A 16,971-nucleotide genomic window follows, 5' to 3' on the forward strand; every position below is an offset into this window, starting at 1 on the left:
GGCACCTCTTTTTTAAGCCATTTTAAATGTCTCTGAGGTGTCTAACAAACCCGTAGCGATTCACAAGGCTTTTGACATGTACCGGCTTATACCATCCAGAAAGAACCAGCCGGGCGATACCAAAAGCATCATTTTGATCGGTTTTATTCAACTGCATCGACAAAGCGGCATGGACGTGCCTGGCGTGGACACAATCAATATCCAGGCCAAGACTCTTGAGTGAATGGTAAAGCCAGACGCAAAGCGGCCCTGTTTCCAGACCGATTTTTGACTTATCAAAACCTTCAGAAAAGAGATAATCAGCTATAACCCCAGGATGGGTATCGACGTTAGCCATACGAATTTTATTGCCATTATGGTCTATCACACAAACGCTTGTTTTCTTCTGAGAAACATCAAGCCCAACGAAAGTTTTCATGACAGTCACCTCGGATATCACAGACTGGGATCGTATTAAGATTACAGCATGTGGTTCCAGACGTGCCCCTGCCTGCGAAGTACCTGAAAAAGCTTCTTAAAACCGTAGCGGGGATAGCGCTCAGCGACCTCGGTCAGCCTCTGGATCACCGCTTCATCACGTCGCGTATCCGGTTGATAACGAAACACCGTCCTGCTTAGCGATAACGTCCTGCATGCCTGGCGTATGCTCATCGTAAATTGCGTGGTCAGATAGTTGACGATCTCACGCTTTATCGCTGGTTTTAAAGCTTTTTTCGATGACGTCTTTCAGCGCCCGGCATTCCAAACTCAGATCGGCAAACATTTGCTTCAGACGACAATTCTCGTCCTCAAGGTCTTTGATTTTTTTGATATCAGCGGCTTCCATCCCGCCATATTTTGCTTTCCAGTTGTAATAGCTGGCTTCAGAAATAGCAGCATCGCGGCACACATCTTTGACGGTCCTGCCAGCCTCGACTGATTTCAGGACGGCGATGATCTGGTCCTCAGTGAATCGGATCTTACGCATAGCGATCTCCTCAGGGGACATAATCAGTATGTCGGAAGATCTCTAAAAATGAATGGCCCGTTTTGGTGGGATACTTACAACAACTTCCAAGCCCTTAAACCTGCACCTTCAAGTTAAGTGTGTATAAGTTTACCACTTCCCTAAGGAATGAAGTTATTGAAAAATCCATTACTCAATATAATCAAGCAATAACAAAGCAGAAAGTGTCTTTGAACATACAAATAAAAAACATATGCCGTCAGAAGGTAATATTCTATGCGAAGGCCATCTGCATATTATTAAAACTAAGCTTTATAATGAAAAGCCATTAGAAGTGGCCATAAATGTAAGCTGGGCGAAATGAAAGTTATTTCATGCAAAAAATTTACTTCTCCTCCATTAAACTCGCGATAAAAATCTGGGGAAGATTTAACAAAAACCATTAAATCCAAAAGTAAGATTTGTGCTCATGTTTATTATGGGGTGAGCAAATGTGCTATGTCGAACTTGAAATTATTGGCACTTTGGACAGATGGATTAAATTACGAAATACTTGCTGCCAAATACATACCCTTTATCTTTAAATTTTCTACCTAAGATAGTTCACATGTCTTTATTCAGGGATTCACTAAAATAGTAACACAGCAGATAAATAAGAAATAATATTGCATGGATTTTATCTTGTATTTTTCATTTCGCGCCACAAAAAAAATAACCCTAGATGTTTTATAGGTTATATTTTCTCGATTAAAGAATCTAAACATCAGCACGCTGCATTTAAAATGCTACCCTTATTAAAAGATTGCTGGTGATGGTTTTTAACTTGGCAAGAATACCTGCATCGTTATTTTTGAACCCGGCAATGGACCAGGTAAATGCCCATGAATTTAATGGATGGTCTTTACGGTTTCTTAAAAAATTAATCTATGGTTTACCTGTGAATGAAAAGCTGATATTGAACCTTTTTAATTATTATTCTAATCATGACCTGTATGTTCTGGTATTTCATTAGAGCATGCACAGAGAAATTCTGATGAAAGTACTTATTGATGAAAATCATTCAGGGGCTTAAGGTTTTTGCTCAGGAGTTATTGAAAATAGATTATGAATTAAATTCTAAAATATTCGAGTTGTTTTTTCAAATTATCTCCGATTTTCTTGACAGCAAACGTCAGGCTGAAGTGGTCAAAAATCAAACACATTAAGCAGTGAATTTATATCTCCGTGTATTAATCAATTGTATGAGCAAAAAAAGTTAAAGAAATGACACTTTTGTTATGTTATAACATAACTCAAATTTGTTTTTTAATGTAATAAATTGAGGATGTATGAGTGTAATGGTTGGAACTCCTGAAGGTCCCCTAGCGGACGCACAGGCAATGAAGGATAAAGCGAGTAACATTGGGCTTGATTGGGTAGGAATGGAAGGAATAGCTCTTCCCGTAGAAATCTCAGGGAGGCCGGTAAGTGCCTTTGTTAATGCGGGTATTAACCTCATCTCCAGAGATGAGGGACAGAAGGGAATACATATGTCTCGCCTTTATCAAGGGCTCGATGAGCTCACGCAAGGGGAGCTTACTCCACAGCGTATCGAAAAAACGCTCAACCACTTCCTTTCTTCTCATGAAGGTCAAACTTCACAAGCCAATATGCGTGTTAGTGGGGATATATTACTGTCTCGCTCTTCAATGTTATCCGGCAATAGAGGATGGAAGGCGTATCCATTAGAAATTGATGCCACACTTGCTGATAGCCTGATATTGACGCTTAAAATAGGCGTACCTTACTCGTCGACATGTCCTAGTTCTGCAGCTTTAAGTGTCCAAGTTGCACAACAGCAATTCAATCTTGACTTTGACAGTCACGGGGACAGTGTGTCTCAGAAAGATGTATCCAAATGGCTTATAGAGCGAGGGCTTCCCGCTACACCTCACAGTCAGCGAAGCTGGGCCTGGATAACGGTTAGATTAGGCCTTAATGCCTCTCAATTCCCAGTTATCGAATTAATAAATCGAATTGAAGTGGCACTGTCTACCCCGGTACAAACCGTGGTTAAGCGCAATGATGAACAAGCTTTTGCAATTGCAAATGGACAAAACCTCATGTTTTGTGAGGATGCGGCAAGAAGGCTTTATAATGCGTTAAAAAATCAATGTCACTTTGATCGCGTTGATATTCAAGTTGAACACCAGGAAAGTCTGCATGCACATAATGCAGTCGCTCGTACAAGTTGGAAAAGAGGTTTCTATGCTGCGTAAAAATCCATCCGGTCATACCCCTACTGTATCTGAAAAAGCCTACGTTGATCCCACCGCAATTATTTGTGGGAAAGTTTTTATCGAAGATTACGTCTATGTTGGCCCTTATGCGGTTATCCGTGCTGATGAACTCAACGAAGATGGGGATATGTCTCCTATTATAATAGGATCTCATTCCAATATTCAGGATGGTGTTGTTATTCATTCTAAAAGCGGTGCTGGAGTAGTTATTGGATCACATACCTCGATAGCGCATCGTGCGATTGTGCACGGACCTTGCGAAGTTGCAAGCCGTGTATTTATCGGATTTAACAGTGTCCTATTTAATTGTGTTATCGGGGAGGGTTGTGTTATTCGCTATAACGCTGTAGTCGATGGTATAACACTTCCGCCTGCACTTTACATACCCTCTTGCGAACATGTTGGACCGAATAGCGATCTCAATACTTTCACAAAAGTAGATTTATCTTCCCTGCAGTTTTCAGAAGATGTCGCGGCAACTAACGTTAGGCTCGTTGAGGGTTATAGTCGTTTGAGAAATGAGTTTTAAAGAGCCAGGGAATGCAATTTATGGATAAGCATAATCTGAGGGGAAGAACACCACTCACCATACTGAATGGCTTTCTTGGTGCGGGAAAAACAACGCTACTAAAGAGCCTGATTTTTAAATTACATACCAAAAAAGTCAGGCTTGCCGTTATCGTTAACGATATGAGTGAGCTTGATATCGATGGCGTCATTATTGCTAACACTGAATTGGTAAGTAAAGAGCAACTGAACTTTGTAAGTATCTCAGCAACAAGCATAAGCAGCAATGAGGGAATAGAAAAGCTGGATATAGCAATCTGTAAACTCCAGGCTGAATTTGATCCCGATATTATCTTGCTTGAAACTTCGGGCAGCAGTCACCCGGCGCCTCTTTTACGGTACTTCAACGAGCATCCCAAGGTGGCTTTAAAAGGATTTCTTACCTTAGTGGATGCGGTTATGCTTAAAGAGGATTATGATTCAGGAAAAAAACTAATAGGAGTGTTTCAGCGTAATTTATCCGCAGGAACTCATAGTATTGAGAATCTTTTAGTAGAACAGATAATGCTTTCTAGTAAATTACTTCTCACTAAAGTTGATCGCATTCAAACAGATATCATTAGTAACATTGCTCAAGAGTTACATCCCTTAAATCCTTATGTAGATATTATCGCAACACAGTGGGGTGAGCTCGATCCAGAAGTGATTTTTTCTCTTCCTGATTATAACTTTCATCTTGTCAGTAAATTACTTGAGGAAATGGAAGACGCTTTTGAACTAACCCCAGGAGGGGGTATAGGCTATCCATTTGAACTCACAACACAAGTTATTGATGATCCCCGCCCATTTCACCCACAGCGTTTATGGGATACTTGCCAGAGATTTCTGGGAAGAGGTATACACCGTAGTAAGGGGTTTTTCTGGATGGCCAGTCGTGATGATTTGGCTCTTTTATGGAACCAGGTTGCCGGAAGTATCAATCTAGAATTTGTCAGTTATTGGAAAGCTGGCGTGTTGGCACATAATAATAATGGATTAACAGTTGAAGAACGCGAGGCTTTGGAAAAGCAACTCGCCAAAAAATGCTCACGCTTTGGTGATCGCCAGTGCAGATTAACCGTCATCGGAGAAAGCAAAGATGTCGCTGAATTTACCAGGGCTTTAAGACGGTGCTTTTGTACTGAACTAGAAATTGAGGACTGGCTTAATGGCGGAGCATTTGATGATCCGTGGCCAAAACGCGTTGTAAGATTAAAGGCAAAACAATGAATGTGACATTAATAAAAAATGCGACGATTATTAATGAAGGAATAAGACGTGAGGCTGACCTGCTTATAAAAAATGGACGTATTGAGAAGATAGCCCGTGACATCAAAGCGGCCCCTCAAATGGCCATCGTCAATGCAGATGGTAAGTGGCTTATCCCAGGAATGATTGATGACCAGGTACACTTTCGTGAACCCGGTATGCCGACTAAAGGTACAATAGCATCGGAATCACGAGCTGCTGTAGCGGGGGGATCACCAGTTACATGGAAATGCCTAATGTCGTTCCGCAAACAACCGACCGTTTAGCTTTACAAGATAAATTCGCTCGTGCTGCTCAGGTCTCCCTCGCCAATCATAGCTTCTACCTGGGGGCCACCAACAATAACCTTGATGAGATTCGTCAGTTAAAACCGGATGAAGCATGCGGGGTTAAAATTTTCATGGGAGCTTCAACGGGAAACATGCTGGTTGATAAGGAGGACACGCTAGCAAAGATATTTGCTGATTCACCTGTACTCATTGCCACTCACTGTGAGGATTCTCCGTTCATTAAAGAGCGGGAAAAAGCTTATCGGCTGAAGTACGGTAATGAGGTGCCTGCCTATGAGCATGCAGAAATCAGGAATGTTGAAGCTTGCTACCGGTCTTCCTCACTGGCGGTGTCGTTGGCCAAAAAATACGGGTCACGCCTTCATGTCTTACATATTACAACTGCTGAAGAGCTGGCACTTTTTGAAGCAGCGCCCACCCTTGAGCATCTTAAAAAAAAGCAAATTACGGCAGAGGCATGTGTACATCATTTGTTTTTTAACCAGCTGGATCATCATCGGTTAGGCCACCTCATAAAATGCAACCCCTCTATAAAGGCGCAGTCTCACCAGGTTGCGTTGTGGCAGGCGCTTAACGACGGCGTTATTGATATTATTGCTACGGACCATGCCCCCCATACTTGGGAAGAAAAAAAGGGGCATTACTTTAATGTGCCATCTGGCTTACCGCTCGTGCAGCATGCATTACCCGCACTTTTAGATTTATGCGTACGTGGAGTAATGACACCTGAGCTTATGGTGCAGAAAATTAGCCATGCTGTAACTGAGCGTTATCAAATCAAAGATCGAGGCTATCTACGAGAAGGTTATTGGGCCGACGTCGTGCTTATTGATCCAACAGAACGTTATAATGTTCGAAACAATGAACTGTTTTATCAATGTGGCTGGACACCATTTAACGATTATGTGTTCAACGGGGGTAGCATAAAACAAACGTGGATAAACGGGCACTGTGTTTATCATAATGGAGCAATACTCCCCGCTCCTACCGGCCAGCGATTGACATTTAACCGTCAGGCTTAACAGTCGCACTCTTCATTATCACAGCAGCAACCTGCTGCCCGGAGTGCAAAAGTAAAGTATGGTTGTCGCATCACTGCAGTTGCTGGAGTGAAAAAATGAAGCCAAAGAGCACGAAACTAAGAACCATGACAGTTAGCAGACCCACAAGTAATTTCCAGCCCAACACTTCCCCCTCCATCAAGTTAATTTGATAAATCTGAACGATATTAATGCTATTGTTGGATGATCAATCATAGCGGGAGCATGAACTAACTGGGTTTCGAACAGTTAAGAACTGCCTTAACAATTAGGTGAACGGATTGCACTGATACTGGTGGGATCCGCTTACATTCCTGGCCATTTTCTGATGTAAAAAACCTGTAAAATCAATGACATTTTAGGCAGTGATAATACCTGGATACTTACTGGGTATCTGCCGTTGTCTATAGTGGGCTTTCAAATTCGCCTGAGAAGTGGGAAGAAACATTTCCGTTCTTATCTTCTATGAGGAGGTGACCTTTTTCGTCGATCCCCTTGCAGTTTCCTGAAATCCAGTGCTGCTTGTTTTCATCCAAAGAAAATCTTATCGACTCTCCAAAGAAATGCATCCGGCTATTATATGAAGCCACAAGCGCCCCAAAGCCGTAGGTTTGCCACATGTCATAATAGTCCTCCCAACGTTCGACAAGTGAGTGAACCAAGTTTGACGTATCGGCATCGGTTATCTCACCGAGAGTGACTGTTGGGTAACCAATATCTTCAGGCTTCGCAACCCTGTTTATCCCAACACCAACAAAGAGCGCTTTCTCATTCGCTTCAACCAGAGTGCCTGAGACTTTAGCCCCATTGATGAGAATGTCATTTGGCCATTTGATGGTCAGGGTTCTGCTTTTTGTGACTAGGCTCGAAAGAACATCATAAATTGCCAGCCCTGTGACCAAAGCAATTGTGGACATTTCGTTCTTGTTCTCAGGAACGGGGACAACAATAGTAACCGCAACATTTCCCCGTGGGGTCTGCCATACCCGGTTGAAACGCCCCCTTCCAGCCGTTTGCACATTTGATGATACAGCAAAGGACATATCTCCTGTTTCTTTCATGATCCTCAGAGCTTCACTGTTCGTGCTGTCGACCGTATCGAACTCATAAATCTTCACTTGCAATCCCCCCGTACATTTTTCCATTTAAATATCACAACAAAGGAACATTCTAACAATGGGTGAGGATTTAGTCATGTTCACATCTGATCCTCATTTCTTCATCTGCGCTGATTTGTCCCTGAACAACCTAAGCGGCACAGAAGCATTCCCTGCGCTTATCCGTCAGCCCCACCGAAGCAAAAGTGGGGACAGCAGACGGGGCTTATGACATAAAAGTGTGCTAAGACGAGCGGCGGCGTAAGAAAACCAAGCGAATACCCCCGCCGAGAACACGCGACGGTTAATGCTCATCAGAGTATGTTGACAAAAATCAGGCGATGGCTTACAGAAACTGCGATCGAAACGCTTATGTGCCGGCTCGGTTGTTCGGTGCACACCTTATGCTGCGTTGCTATGAAGTGCCGGTCAGTGAGGCTATGACCTATACCATACATTAACAAAACGACGCGCGCAGGCTGCCAGACAGTTTATGGACTCACTGAGAAAAATGAGTAGCAGGTTAGTTGTGATCAAAACTGATCGATTTAACAAAACCCTTTTCACCCCAAATGTAAATTTTTGGTTAACTAAAGTATGTGTCTGTTTTTATAGCTTTTCTGTGGCTACATCCCCATTGTTCTTCGTACAAATGGTAGTTTCCCTCTCCCACAAACCAATATTGACATGGTTATGTTAACCACATAACATGGTATGTTATAACATAACAATTTGAGTGACTTAATCGTGCTATTTAAAAGAAATGCTTTATTGACCATGCTCCTTTCGTTCAGCAGCTTGGCCGCGGCATCTACCAATTACCCGCAGACTTTGGATAATTGTGGTCACACTGAAACATTCACGCAACCACCAACTCGCGTGGTGACCATCGGGCAACATGAAACAGAATTATTGCTGGCACTCGGGTTACAAAATAAAATCGTAGGGACGTCCGTGTGGTTCGGTAGTTTACCTAAGGAGTTTAAAGACAGCGGGCACGCTCTCAATCGTCTGGCTAACAATGCGCCGAGTTTCGAGGCCGTTGTCGCACAAAATCCAGACCTGGTTCTTGCACAATACAGCTGGCATGTAGGGCCTCAGGGGGAAGTCGCAACCCGTGAACAGTTTGAGAAGTTGGGTATAAAAACATGGATATCGCCTGCAGATTGCATGGGTAAATCCGTTACAGAGCGCTCAAATGGTGACGGTGCACGTACGACCCCATACACACTTGATTATATCAAGAGTGAAATCAGCGATATTTCTAAAATATTTGACGTTAGTGATCGTGGGGAGAAGCTTGAACGTGCGCTCGCATCAAGGATCTCTCACGCTCAGCGTGAAACCGAGCAGGTAAAAACACGTCATCTAAAAGTCGTTTATTGGTTCTCAAGCAGCCGTCTGAAAGGGGACCCTTGGGTAGCTGGCAGTAATGGCGCTCCGGGATGGATCAGTAAAACCTTAGGGATCCAAAATATCATCGACTCCAATGATGAATGGCCTGCCGTCACTTGGGAACATATTGCTGAGTCTAAACCGGATATTATTGTCGTAGCAGACATGGAAAGAAGGCTTTATCCTGCCGATGATGTAGCCGTAAAACTTGCCTTTCTAAAAAATGACCCTGTTACACGGGAAATGCCCGCGGTCAAAGAAGGTCATATCATTGTTGTACCCGCCATGTCACTGAACCCATCACTTCGAAATGTTGATGCCGTCGAACTCATCGGTAACAAAATTTCTACATTTAATAACCAACCATGAAAGGCATAGGTAGGATTCAACGTCGCATTGTTATCTTAGCCATCGCAGGCACAATAGCTTTGCCTGCGATGATGGTGATAGCATCCTCAGTTGGGGACATGCAAGTGTCATTAATCAATACGATTCATGCCATCACTAATGGTCTGGGTATCACCCATTACCAGATGTCACCTATTGAGGCAGGAATTATCTGGCAGTATCGCATGAGCCGGACTTTGATGGCGGTCTGCTGCGGCGGTGGTCTTTCTCTCTGTGGGCTTGTCCTTCAGGCTGTACTGCGTAACTCTTTGGCTGACCCCTATCTTTTAGGTATTTCATCGGGAGCTTCTACCGGGGCGGTGTGCATCATGCTGCTCGGTTTTGGAGGCGGGGTGCTGTCTGTCGGACTTGGGGCTTTCATCGGGGCATGTGCGGCTTTTGGCCTGATTATGTTTCTTGCCGGCGGTATGCGCAATAGAACAGGACATATCATCCTGGCAGGCATTGCAGGATCACAGTTGTTCAATGCGCTAACGGCTTATGTTGTCAGTACATCAGCTAATGCTGAACAATCACGAAGTGTCATGTTTTGGTTACTGGGCAGCCTGAGCGGCGTTCGCTGGCCGGATGCTATATTGGGACTGATTGTTACCGTCGTGGGCCTTATTATTGTCCTCTGTTATGCCAGTTCACTGGATACTTTTACCTTCGGTGAAGAAGTCGCAGCAACACTAGGAATACGCATATTGTATGTCCGTTTTATGCTCTTGCTAACGACAGCGCTTATCACTGCAACCATTGTGAGCTCAATCGGAGCGGTGGGATTTGTGGGGCTTGTCATACCTCATATTACAAGGATGCTGGTTGGGCCTCGCCATATAATTTCTATCCCCGTTACGTTTCTAATCGGATCTCACTTTATGATCATTGCGGACCTCATTTCAAGAACTCTCATCACCCATCAGGTTCTGCCAATAGGTGTAGTGACCGCATTAGTCGGGGCTCCTGCTTTTGCCTTCATTCTTTATCAAAATCGGGAGAAATCCTTTTGAAAGTGAATGTAAAAGACCTGAATGTAGAATTAGGGGGAAGCCCAATACTTAAAGGTATTAATTTTGAGGTAGGTTCAGGGAAAGTCGTCGGTTTACTCGGCCCGAATGGTTCAGGTAAGTCAACCCTGATAAAATGTCTTGCAGGGCTTATTCCTACTGCAATGCCGTACGTTGCCATAAATGATAAATTGTTATGTGATATGACGCGCAGATCGCTGGCACAAAAGGTAGCGTTTGTCCCGCAACATGCAGAAGCAGATGGTGACCTCAGTATTCTCGATATTGTTCGTTTAGGACGGACGCCTTTTCGTGGTGCCTTTAGTTTTTGGAGTGAGGAAGACAACAGTGCCGTAAGCGATGCTATGGTATACATGCATCTGAATACGCTTAAGGATCGCGCCTGGCGACACCTATCGGGTGGAGAACGTCAGCGTTGCCAAATAGCCAGAGCATTGGCGCAGAAGCCAGATGTTTTAATACTGGATGAACCGACAAACCATCTGGATATAGAGTACCAACTTGAGCTTATGCGTCTCATTATGGAACTTCCTATTACCGTCATTGTTGCATTGCATGACCTTAATTTAGCTGCCAATTACTGCCAGCTGCTCGCAATCCTCGCCAGGGGCCAGCTTGTTGCGAGCGGTGCACCTTCTGAAGTATTAACCGCAGATTTATTAAGGTCAATTTGGCACGTTAATGCTTCCATTGATCACTCTGTTGAAGGCTGTATTGATATCAGATACTCCTACCATGCCAGTAGTAAAAAGAATACAGAACCAAACATACTGCGTAAGCATGGGAAGCCGGTGATAACGCCAATGGAGCCAGTTGAATATACCGATTATGTCTCTTAACGTTGAATCATTACCATGGAGAGTTGATATTATCTTGAGTGAATACTTACATTTTTTAGACATCTGATATTGATATTTACAACGTCAGGTTTCATTTATCTTCTAACTGATTCTAGGATACATATTATGGTTAAGTCCCCATGTATAGATGAGTGTCTTTTTTTAAACCCTAAGGGCTGGTGTCAGGGTTGTGGACGGACGTTGAAAGAAGCTCGAGAATGGCAAAAACTCTCTCCTTTTCACCGTAAAAAAATAGAGAATGCACTCCCCACTCGTCTTAGAAATTTAAAGAAAAATATGAGTTAGATTATTTATTCCGCTGCTCTCCCAGACGTTATGCGGCTATGTATTTTGTGCCGAAAAAGAGTTTATACGACGATTACAGTTTTGCACTTAAGGGGAAAGGCCAATCTCAAGTCTTTTTTATCATCATAAAAATCGGTGTTGCAACCTTATGCCCCTTCAAAAAACGAATGGTATTCTGAGGGGGCATATAATTATTCTTTCATCTTTACTACCGTGGTCACTCTTAATTCTCTATGAGAACGTCATTAACCGCACCACATTATAGACCAAATAGAATTAGGCAAATCGGATGTTGTCTAGCGTTTTTCTTTCTAAAACCAGATGTTCGAAATGTCGTTCACCACCATTACCTATTGGAGCTTGGGCGACTAACCCGACCTTAACGATGTCATCAACGGGTAAAGAAAATACACGAGTCATATTAAATGACTTTCCATCTTGGGAATAGTGAAGGGCAAAAGACTGGCCGATGCGTACAACTTTCAACCAGACACTGTTGCCATCAATATTACAGCCGTTAGCATCATCGGTTACCTGATTCATCACAACGCTGACAACTGCGTTGGTACCAAAGTCTGTCTTTTCAAAACATGATTTTACCCAAACATGGTCATTTTTCATGACCATTACTGCAGCGGCATCATAGGTGTCTTTAAAATCGACAATGACTTTGACGGTTAATACGAAATCGCCAGAAACCTCCGTGAATAAGAAAGGCGCATTACTGAGATTATCAGGTGTAATTCCATTCTCTGACGAGGTGTTGTTATTGAAGAAGAAATCACATTTCTCAGGAGCCAAAATAGTTATTCGACCATCACTGAATGTTGCCTTACTTTCATTCATCCATAGAAACTCAGAGAAAAGCCTTTTATCCATACGCCCTCCATTTCAAGATTGTTTGAATTAGAAAATAGTGTTTAATATTCAGGCGTCAACAGTGATAACCTGTCCTGAAATAAAACCTTCGACACATCGTTGAAAAGCTTTTCCAACAAGTACGCCTGGGACAGCCTGGAAACCTGGCATCATCTCGCCGTAGGTATCCCAGGACTCCTCCAAAACAGTTGGGTTAACGACATTAACTCGTAAGTTTCTTGGCATTTCAAATACGACGCATTTTGCGAAAGTTTCTATTGCAGCACTTGTTGTGGCATCGGCAATAGCCATAGGGATCGGCTTGACGGACAGAATGCCAGAAATCAGCGTGAAGGACCCACCGTCTCTTACGTAGTCGCTGCCAATACGAACAATGTTCATCTGACCTATAAATTTGCTGTCAATAGTGGTACGCCACTGTTCGTTGGTCATTTCCTGGAAACTGCCATATTCGCAATAGCCAACGGTATTGACCACCGCGTCGATGGTACCTACAGCTTCAAATAATGACCTTAAAGAGTTTTCATCAGTGATATCAACTACATATTCAGCCCCCACTCCAGAACGATTGGCTGTAATAATTGTATGGTGTGACAAGCCCGACAGAGCGGCTTTTCCCATGCTGCCAGTAGAACCAATGAGAAGAATTGTTTTCAATGAGTGACCCCGTATTGTAAAAAAGATAGCATGCAGTGATTAAGTTACCCTTAGTAACTTAATCACTGCATGCTATCTTTCACTTTTAAAACTGTCAACAACATACGGAGAATATGAAAAAGAAAAGAATGACAGCAACTCAGCGCCGTGAGCAACTTCTTGAATGTGCGCTGGAAGTGCTAAGAGATGAAGGCGCTGATGGGTTGACTTTAAATCGGGTGGCTCAAAAAGCGGGAGTGACAAAACCTGTTGTTTACCGACAATTTGAAAGTCGCGCCGGCCTATTAGTCGTTTTATATCAAAATTATTGCCTTAGTCATCTAAACGCCACGCAAGAAGCATTAAAACATGCTAACGACTTAGCAAGTGCTGCACATATTTTGGCCCATTGCTATATTCAATGTGTATTGTCATCCGATTCTCTCTCCCTAGCCGTTGATGCAGCATTAGATGGTTCGGCTAGCACGGAGGCAGTGAAGGAAACGTGCGACAATAATATGTTAGAATTCTGGGAAGCTTCTTTGTTAAAGTTTAAAGGTAAACTTATAAACAAAATTTCCTTTATCGGTTTTTCCGGTGCTGCAAAATCTTTGTCTAAAGCGGTTGCTGGGAAAGAAGTTTTACAATCCGACGCTGAGTCTTTTTTAGCAAATTTACTCTTATAAAATTACCAATAATTTCTATATTCTCACTAAATTTTCACTATACTGCCGTAAGGCTGATAAGCCGATGCGGCGCCATGTACCTATTCACTTAAGGTGAGGAGTTGGAAAGATAATTTTCCTGTGACATTTAGTTTTTATCGAGTGATGATTTTCGTTGTAAATTCCACTTCTAATCTCTTTGCGTGCAAATATTAATGTCTGGGAAATATATTTCATTTGCAACATTAAGTGTTTAATATGATTAATCAACGCATGCTATAATGTAACTCATGGTAATTAAATGTTAGTGAAAGTGTAATCCCCAGTTATCTCAAGGTATTAAATGTATTATCCTTTCATTGCTTTCAACTAAAATACTTAAATTAATTTCAATGAAGATACATATTAATACAACATTAGCTATATTTATTTTTCTTCTGTCCGCATGTTCCTTACACGCTAAACATGCGAAGTCCAGACAACATACTGCAATGAAAGCACATGACTTTCACAAGGATGAGTCCGACTTAATTCCGGTTATTGCAGCCCTTCATGATCAAATGCAGACGTGGGTAAATACACCTTACCAGTGGGGTGGGACAAAGTTGAATGGAGTAGATTGTTCTGGATTTATCTGGAGAACACTCAAAGACAGGTTTAATATTGATATGCAACGCGTGACAACCCGAGAACTTGTTAAAATGGGAAGAAAGATATCATCTCAAGAATTAAGCCCTGGTGATTTAGTTTTTTTTAAAATCCACCGCCAACTGCATGTGGGATTCTATGATACGGATGGATATTTTCTACATGCATCCGTAAGTAAAGGTGTAACTCGTTCTTCACTTAAAAACCCGTACTGGAAATCTGTTTTTCTCGAGGCTCGTAGAATAAAAAGTGAGTATGGCGCTAGAATTTCCTTTAATTATCCAAAAACAAACCATGGTTAAGGACCATTTTTCATCGAGTGAATGTAGTGTTTTTGTTGATATAAACATTAGACTAATTTTAATGCAGGTTTATTCATGAGTAAGCGCTTGTACTAAAATAGTATTTAACATGAAGCTCTGACCTGCCCCTAGGATTAGATACAAGGCACAGTTAGTAATGTCGGATAACACGGTGATTACCCCTCTACTCCACCGCTTCAGGGGGTAATGATATACGTTGTGCCGGTTCAAGGTGTTCGCCATACTATATGTAGTGTCGGACGAGGCAGATTCGATTAACCGTGGGGGTGTTTTCTGTCCTGCCTCGCTCCGGCCATTCGGTAAGACTACGCAGGGAGAGGATTTCCCCGATTACTGGTGTTCATCCAGTGGATTTTTGTTTCTTAACATTCTAATTTTTCATTTATTGCCTTTTACTGTCTGATACTACATTACAACTTGGATTAAAAAATCGGCTTATCTCTTATAGCAGCCTTTGTTGTCAATGCCATCAGCTTCGTTCCAAGAACTGGCGTTACTCATATAAATGCAAGTAAATATATGAAAAAATCAAGTTGATTACGATATGCCCTGTAAAAAATATGAATAATATTTCAAGTTACTAATATATCTTTTTACTCATCCTTGCCTGCCTTATTATAAACACGAGTCACGTAATGTCCCCGACCGTCTCCATGGCCTAAATCCATGGACACTAATGCCTCGGCTTCTTTCTGGCTGAATCCCTTGTCTAAATGGTATTTCATGGCATCTCTTGAATAAGCATATCGCAAACTGTGAGGAGCATATTTACCAACAAGACCGGCCACTCTGACAATATTACGGTATCGTTCAATGGCAAGGTGTATCACCGCTTTATCTATCAGTTTCCCGTTGTTATTTTTCATAAAGCGTATTGCATTATTTACGACGCTAAGCAACGTCTGGCGATCAATTATCGTCGTATCGCGAGGTCGCCCCCCTTTCGTACCGAAGACAATCCTGACTTTTTCCTGGTCACTCTGAAGAACCTTTTGCCAGGTCATTAATGACTTAACAGATTGCATCGTTTCTTCCGTACGTAAACCAAGATGTCGCGATAATTCCATGGCGATCGCAGCACCCGCATCGACTTCACGGATTTTATCAAGAGTCTCTTTATATACATCATCAGGAATAGCGACTTTGGTACCCTCTCGGCTGGTTCCTGAAATACCTAACGCCGCGTTGCTTAATTTCTCATGCTCTGGATTAGCCATAAACGTTTTACCCGCAGTGCGAAGTATCGCCCGGATTGCTGCCATTTCATTTTGCAACGTACGTTTGGAGATATCCTCTGAAAGCCGGCTTTTTATGTAAAGCGCAATATGCTGTGTTTTCAAATTCCCGGCATCGCGAATTTGAATATTCATTTTTAATAAACGGTCTGCCAAACGATCGGCTATTTTCATTCTGTCGGAAACGGTCTTAAAACTGCCTCCCGCCTGGCGAGCAAGCGTGACCAGGCTTTTATTTAATTTCGCCATAAACACTCCAAATTGACACAAGGTGAGTTAGGCATTCCGTCCCGGTGAACGGAATGCCTAACTCACCGGTTCCCCGGATACTTCAGTCAAAAACATCTCACCCCGACGGCACGGTTAATTTTGCGCTTCCTGCGTCTCAACAGACATCTATGCATCGGGGCGGCGAAATGTTGAGTTCTTGCGAGGCTCCCCAGATCTCAGACCTGTTCGCGGCTTACGCCGGGCTGATTTACATCAGTCTACCTCCACACACCAGCTTCCTGGTGTCGCCATCGATATCGTGTTGATTTACCTCCTCTAATTTAAAAGTTGTCTTCATACGAGTTTCCGCTGATAAGACAGTTGGTGAGTGATTAATGACCTGAATGACAGTTAAACGATCTGTTATGCGTTTTAAAACCGTCACTACGTGTTGGTCAGATGGTAGAAATGTTGTTGAAGTGGCAGTACGTCAGTGCTGCCGGTTGTGCGCTGCGCGCGTCACTTGGTACTCGTTTCACTCGAACGCAAGTGACGCCGCGCTCCTCTGCTCTCAATGCGTACGTGGCAGATGTCAAATGTTCCAATTGGCATACCCACGGTCCGCAAATCTCGCAACCGGTAGCTAACGTCAAAGCATCAAATCGAAGTAAAACTGCAGTGAAAACTGCAAAACGTAATTGCGTAAAAATCAGCAAATTGAAGTTGAAGAGACCTTACCGCGATCCAATCGCGATCCCCATTCTCAAAGGTTGACGGGGGTACCGCCCGAAGGCGCCACCTCTCAGGTTATGGTGGCATTGGCAGTGCGATCACCCGAAGGCGCCCCTCTCAGATCACTGGGGCATTGGCATGTTGCTCTAGGCAACGGTAAAGCAATCGAATCATAATGGGGATCATTGGAATATGCAATACAATGAAATTGGAAATTT

At 42.9% G+C, this 16,971-nt stretch carries 17 protein-coding genes and 1 pseudogene; 12 read left to right on the forward strand and 6 right to left on the reverse strand.

Annotated elements, in window-relative coordinates:
* Nucleotides 1–22: 22 nt before the first annotated feature.
* A complete protein-coding gene (locus DSM2777_RS00430; RefSeq protein WP_061552851.1) occupies nucleotides 23–418 on the reverse strand; it encodes an IS110 family transposase in 396 nt (131 codons plus the stop codon).
* Between the two features lie 50 nt (nucleotides 419–468).
* A pseudogene (locus DSM2777_RS24030) lies at nucleotides 469–967 on the reverse strand (transposase); the annotation flags it as partial.
* Between the two features lie 1,028 nt (nucleotides 968–1,995).
* Between DSM2777_RS24030 and DSM2777_RS24345 the strand changes: the two are divergent.
* The 6 genes from DSM2777_RS24345 (at nucleotide 1,996) to DSM2777_RS00455 (ending at nucleotide 6,352) form a co-directional block, all read left to right on the forward strand.
* Nucleotides 1,996–2,151: a hypothetical protein gene (locus DSM2777_RS24345; RefSeq protein ID WP_156088307.1), complete on the forward strand. Its 156-nt coding sequence runs from the start codon at nucleotides 1,996–1,998 to the stop codon at nucleotides 2,149–2,151.
* Between the two features lie 123 nt (nucleotides 2,152–2,274).
* Nucleotides 2,275–3,204: a GTP cyclohydrolase FolE2 gene (gene folE2, locus DSM2777_RS00440; RefSeq protein WP_061552853.1), complete on the forward strand. Its 930-nt coding sequence runs from the start codon at nucleotides 2,275–2,277 to the stop codon at nucleotides 3,202–3,204.
* The gene (locus DSM2777_RS00445; RefSeq protein WP_061552854.1) at nucleotides 3,194–3,754 is read left to right on the forward strand and encodes an LbetaH domain-containing protein; all 561 of its coding nucleotides are present in this window, start codon (nucleotides 3,194–3,196) and stop codon (nucleotides 3,752–3,754) included. The genes folE2 and DSM2777_RS00445 overlap by 11 nt, the downstream gene beginning before the upstream one ends.
* A 20-nt stretch (nucleotides 3,755–3,774) precedes the next feature.
* Complete coding sequence (locus DSM2777_RS00450; RefSeq protein WP_061555287.1) at nucleotides 3,775–5,001, forward strand: CobW family GTP-binding protein; 1,227 nt, start codon at nucleotides 3,775–3,777, stop codon at nucleotides 4,999–5,001.
* Complete coding sequence (locus tag DSM2777_RS24820) at nucleotides 4,998–5,306, forward strand: amidohydrolase family protein (RefSeq protein WP_237087803.1); 309 nt, start codon at nucleotides 4,998–5,000, stop codon at nucleotides 5,304–5,306. Before DSM2777_RS00450 ends, DSM2777_RS24820 begins: the two co-directional genes overlap by 4 nt.
* Entirely contained in the window at nucleotides 5,264–6,352 is a 1,089-nt protein-coding gene (locus DSM2777_RS00455) for a dihydroorotase (protein ID WP_237087804.1), read from the forward strand. Before DSM2777_RS24820 ends, DSM2777_RS00455 begins: the two co-directional genes overlap by 43 nt.
* A gap of 422 nt (nucleotides 6,353–6,774) precedes the next feature.
* Here the strand turns inward: DSM2777_RS00455 and DSM2777_RS00460 are convergent, their stop codons facing one another.
* A complete protein-coding gene (locus DSM2777_RS00460) occupies nucleotides 6,775–7,515 on the reverse strand; it encodes a biotin--[acetyl-CoA-carboxylase] ligase (protein WP_061552855.1) in 741 nt (246 codons plus the stop codon).
* A gap of 699 nt (nucleotides 7,516–8,214) precedes the next feature.
* On the opposite strand from DSM2777_RS00460, the gene DSM2777_RS00465 reads away from it, so the two are divergent.
* The 4 genes from DSM2777_RS00465 (at nucleotide 8,215) to DSM2777_RS23545 (ending at nucleotide 11,425) form a co-directional block, all read left to right on the forward strand.
* Complete coding sequence (locus DSM2777_RS00465; RefSeq protein WP_061552856.1) at nucleotides 8,215–9,231, forward strand: ABC transporter substrate-binding protein; 1,017 nt, start codon at nucleotides 8,215–8,217, stop codon at nucleotides 9,229–9,231.
* Entirely contained in the window at nucleotides 9,228–10,262 is a 1,035-nt protein-coding gene (locus DSM2777_RS00470) for a FecCD family ABC transporter permease (RefSeq protein WP_061552857.1), read from the forward strand. Before DSM2777_RS00465 ends, DSM2777_RS00470 begins: the two co-directional genes overlap by 4 nt.
* Before the next feature lie 2 nt (nucleotides 10,263–10,264).
* Nucleotides 10,265–11,119, forward strand: coding sequence for an ABC transporter ATP-binding protein (locus DSM2777_RS00475; protein WP_237087858.1), 855 nt, complete (start codon nucleotides 10,265–10,267; stop codon nucleotides 11,117–11,119).
* 126 nt (nucleotides 11,120–11,245) lie between these two features.
* Complete coding sequence (locus tag DSM2777_RS23545) at nucleotides 11,246–11,425, forward strand: DUF1289 domain-containing protein (protein WP_071889843.1); 180 nt, start codon at nucleotides 11,246–11,248, stop codon at nucleotides 11,423–11,425.
* A 276-nt stretch (nucleotides 11,426–11,701) separates the two neighbouring features.
* On the opposite strand, the gene DSM2777_RS00480 is transcribed toward DSM2777_RS23545, so the two are convergent.
* Together DSM2777_RS00480 and DSM2777_RS00485 are read right to left on the reverse strand one after the other, a co-directional pair.
* Nucleotides 11,702–12,304, reverse strand: a complete 603-nt coding sequence (locus DSM2777_RS00480) for a DUF1349 domain-containing protein (protein ID WP_061552858.1) — start codon at nucleotides 12,302–12,304, stop codon at nucleotides 11,702–11,704.
* A 48-nt stretch (nucleotides 12,305–12,352) separates the two neighbouring features.
* Nucleotides 12,353–12,961: a short chain dehydrogenase gene (locus DSM2777_RS00485; protein ID WP_061552859.1), complete on the reverse strand. Its 609-nt coding sequence runs from the start codon at nucleotides 12,959–12,961 to the stop codon at nucleotides 12,353–12,355.
* Nucleotides 12,962–13,074: 113 nt separating this feature from the next.
* Between DSM2777_RS00485 and DSM2777_RS00490 the strand changes: the two genes are divergently transcribed.
* Together DSM2777_RS00490 and DSM2777_RS00495 are read left to right on the forward strand one after the other, a co-directional pair.
* A complete protein-coding gene (locus tag DSM2777_RS00490) occupies nucleotides 13,075–13,626 on the forward strand; it encodes a TetR/AcrR family transcriptional regulator (RefSeq protein WP_061552860.1) in 552 nt (183 codons plus the stop codon).
* Nucleotides 13,627–13,997: 371 nt separating this feature from the next.
* Nucleotides 13,998–14,555: a C40 family peptidase gene (locus DSM2777_RS00495; RefSeq protein ID WP_061552861.1), complete on the forward strand. Its 558-nt coding sequence runs from the start codon at nucleotides 13,998–14,000 to the stop codon at nucleotides 14,553–14,555.
* A gap of 614 nt (nucleotides 14,556–15,169) precedes the next feature.
* On the opposite strand, the gene DSM2777_RS00500 is transcribed toward DSM2777_RS00495, so the two are convergent.
* A complete protein-coding gene (locus tag DSM2777_RS00500; protein WP_061552862.1) occupies nucleotides 15,170–16,060 on the reverse strand; it encodes an integrase domain-containing protein in 891 nt (296 codons plus the stop codon).
* Nucleotides 16,061–16,971 lie beyond the last annotated feature (911 nt).

The sequence above is a fragment of the Obesumbacterium proteus genome, from assembly GCF_001586165.1.
GTDB lineage: Bacteria > Pseudomonadota > Gammaproteobacteria > Enterobacterales > Enterobacteriaceae > Hafnia > Hafnia protea.

Excerpts from the sequence above, each read along its gene's own strand:
- DSM2777_RS23545 (WP_071889843.1), top strand. The coding sequence starts at position 11,246 with ATGGTTAAGTCCCCATGTATAGATGAGTGTCTTTTTTTAAACCCTAAG.
- folE2 (WP_061552853.1), top strand. The coding sequence starts at position 2,275 with ATGAGTGTAATGGTTGGAACTCCTGAAGGTCCCCTAGCGGACGCACAG.
- DSM2777_RS00470 (WP_061552857.1), top strand. The coding sequence starts at position 9,228 with ATGAAAGGCATAGGTAGGATTCAACGTCGCATTGTTATCTTAGCCATC.
- DSM2777_RS00500 (WP_061552862.1), bottom strand. The coding sequence starts at position 16,060 with ATGGCGAAATTAAATAAAAGCCTGGTCACGCTTGCTCGCCAGGCGGGA.
- DSM2777_RS00460 (WP_061552855.1), bottom strand. The coding sequence starts at position 7,515 with ATGGAAAAATGTACGGGGGGATTGCAAGTGAAGATTTATGAGTTCGAT.
- DSM2777_RS00490 (WP_061552860.1), top strand. The coding sequence starts at position 13,075 with ATGAAAAAGAAAAGAATGACAGCAACTCAGCGCCGTGAGCAACTTCTT.
- DSM2777_RS00445 (WP_061552854.1), top strand. The coding sequence starts at position 3,194 with ATGCTGCGTAAAAATCCATCCGGTCATACCCCTACTGTATCTGAAAAA.
- DSM2777_RS00495 (WP_061552861.1), top strand. The coding sequence starts at position 13,998 with ATGAAGATACATATTAATACAACATTAGCTATATTTATTTTTCTTCTG.
- DSM2777_RS24345 (WP_156088307.1), top strand. The coding sequence starts at position 1,996 with ATGAAAATCATTCAGGGGCTTAAGGTTTTTGCTCAGGAGTTATTGAAA.
- DSM2777_RS00450 (WP_061555287.1), top strand. The coding sequence starts at position 3,775 with ATGGATAAGCATAATCTGAGGGGAAGAACACCACTCACCATACTGAAT.
- DSM2777_RS24820 (WP_237087803.1), top strand. The coding sequence starts at position 4,998 with ATGAATGTGACATTAATAAAAAATGCGACGATTATTAATGAAGGAATA.
- DSM2777_RS00455 (WP_237087804.1), top strand. The coding sequence starts at position 5,264 with ATGGAAATGCCTAATGTCGTTCCGCAAACAACCGACCGTTTAGCTTTA.
- DSM2777_RS00430 (WP_061552851.1), bottom strand. The coding sequence starts at position 418 with ATGAAAACTTTCGTTGGGCTTGATGTTTCTCAGAAGAAAACAAGCGTT.
- DSM2777_RS00480 (WP_061552858.1), bottom strand. The coding sequence starts at position 12,304 with ATGGATAAAAGGCTTTTCTCTGAGTTTCTATGGATGAATGAAAGTAAG.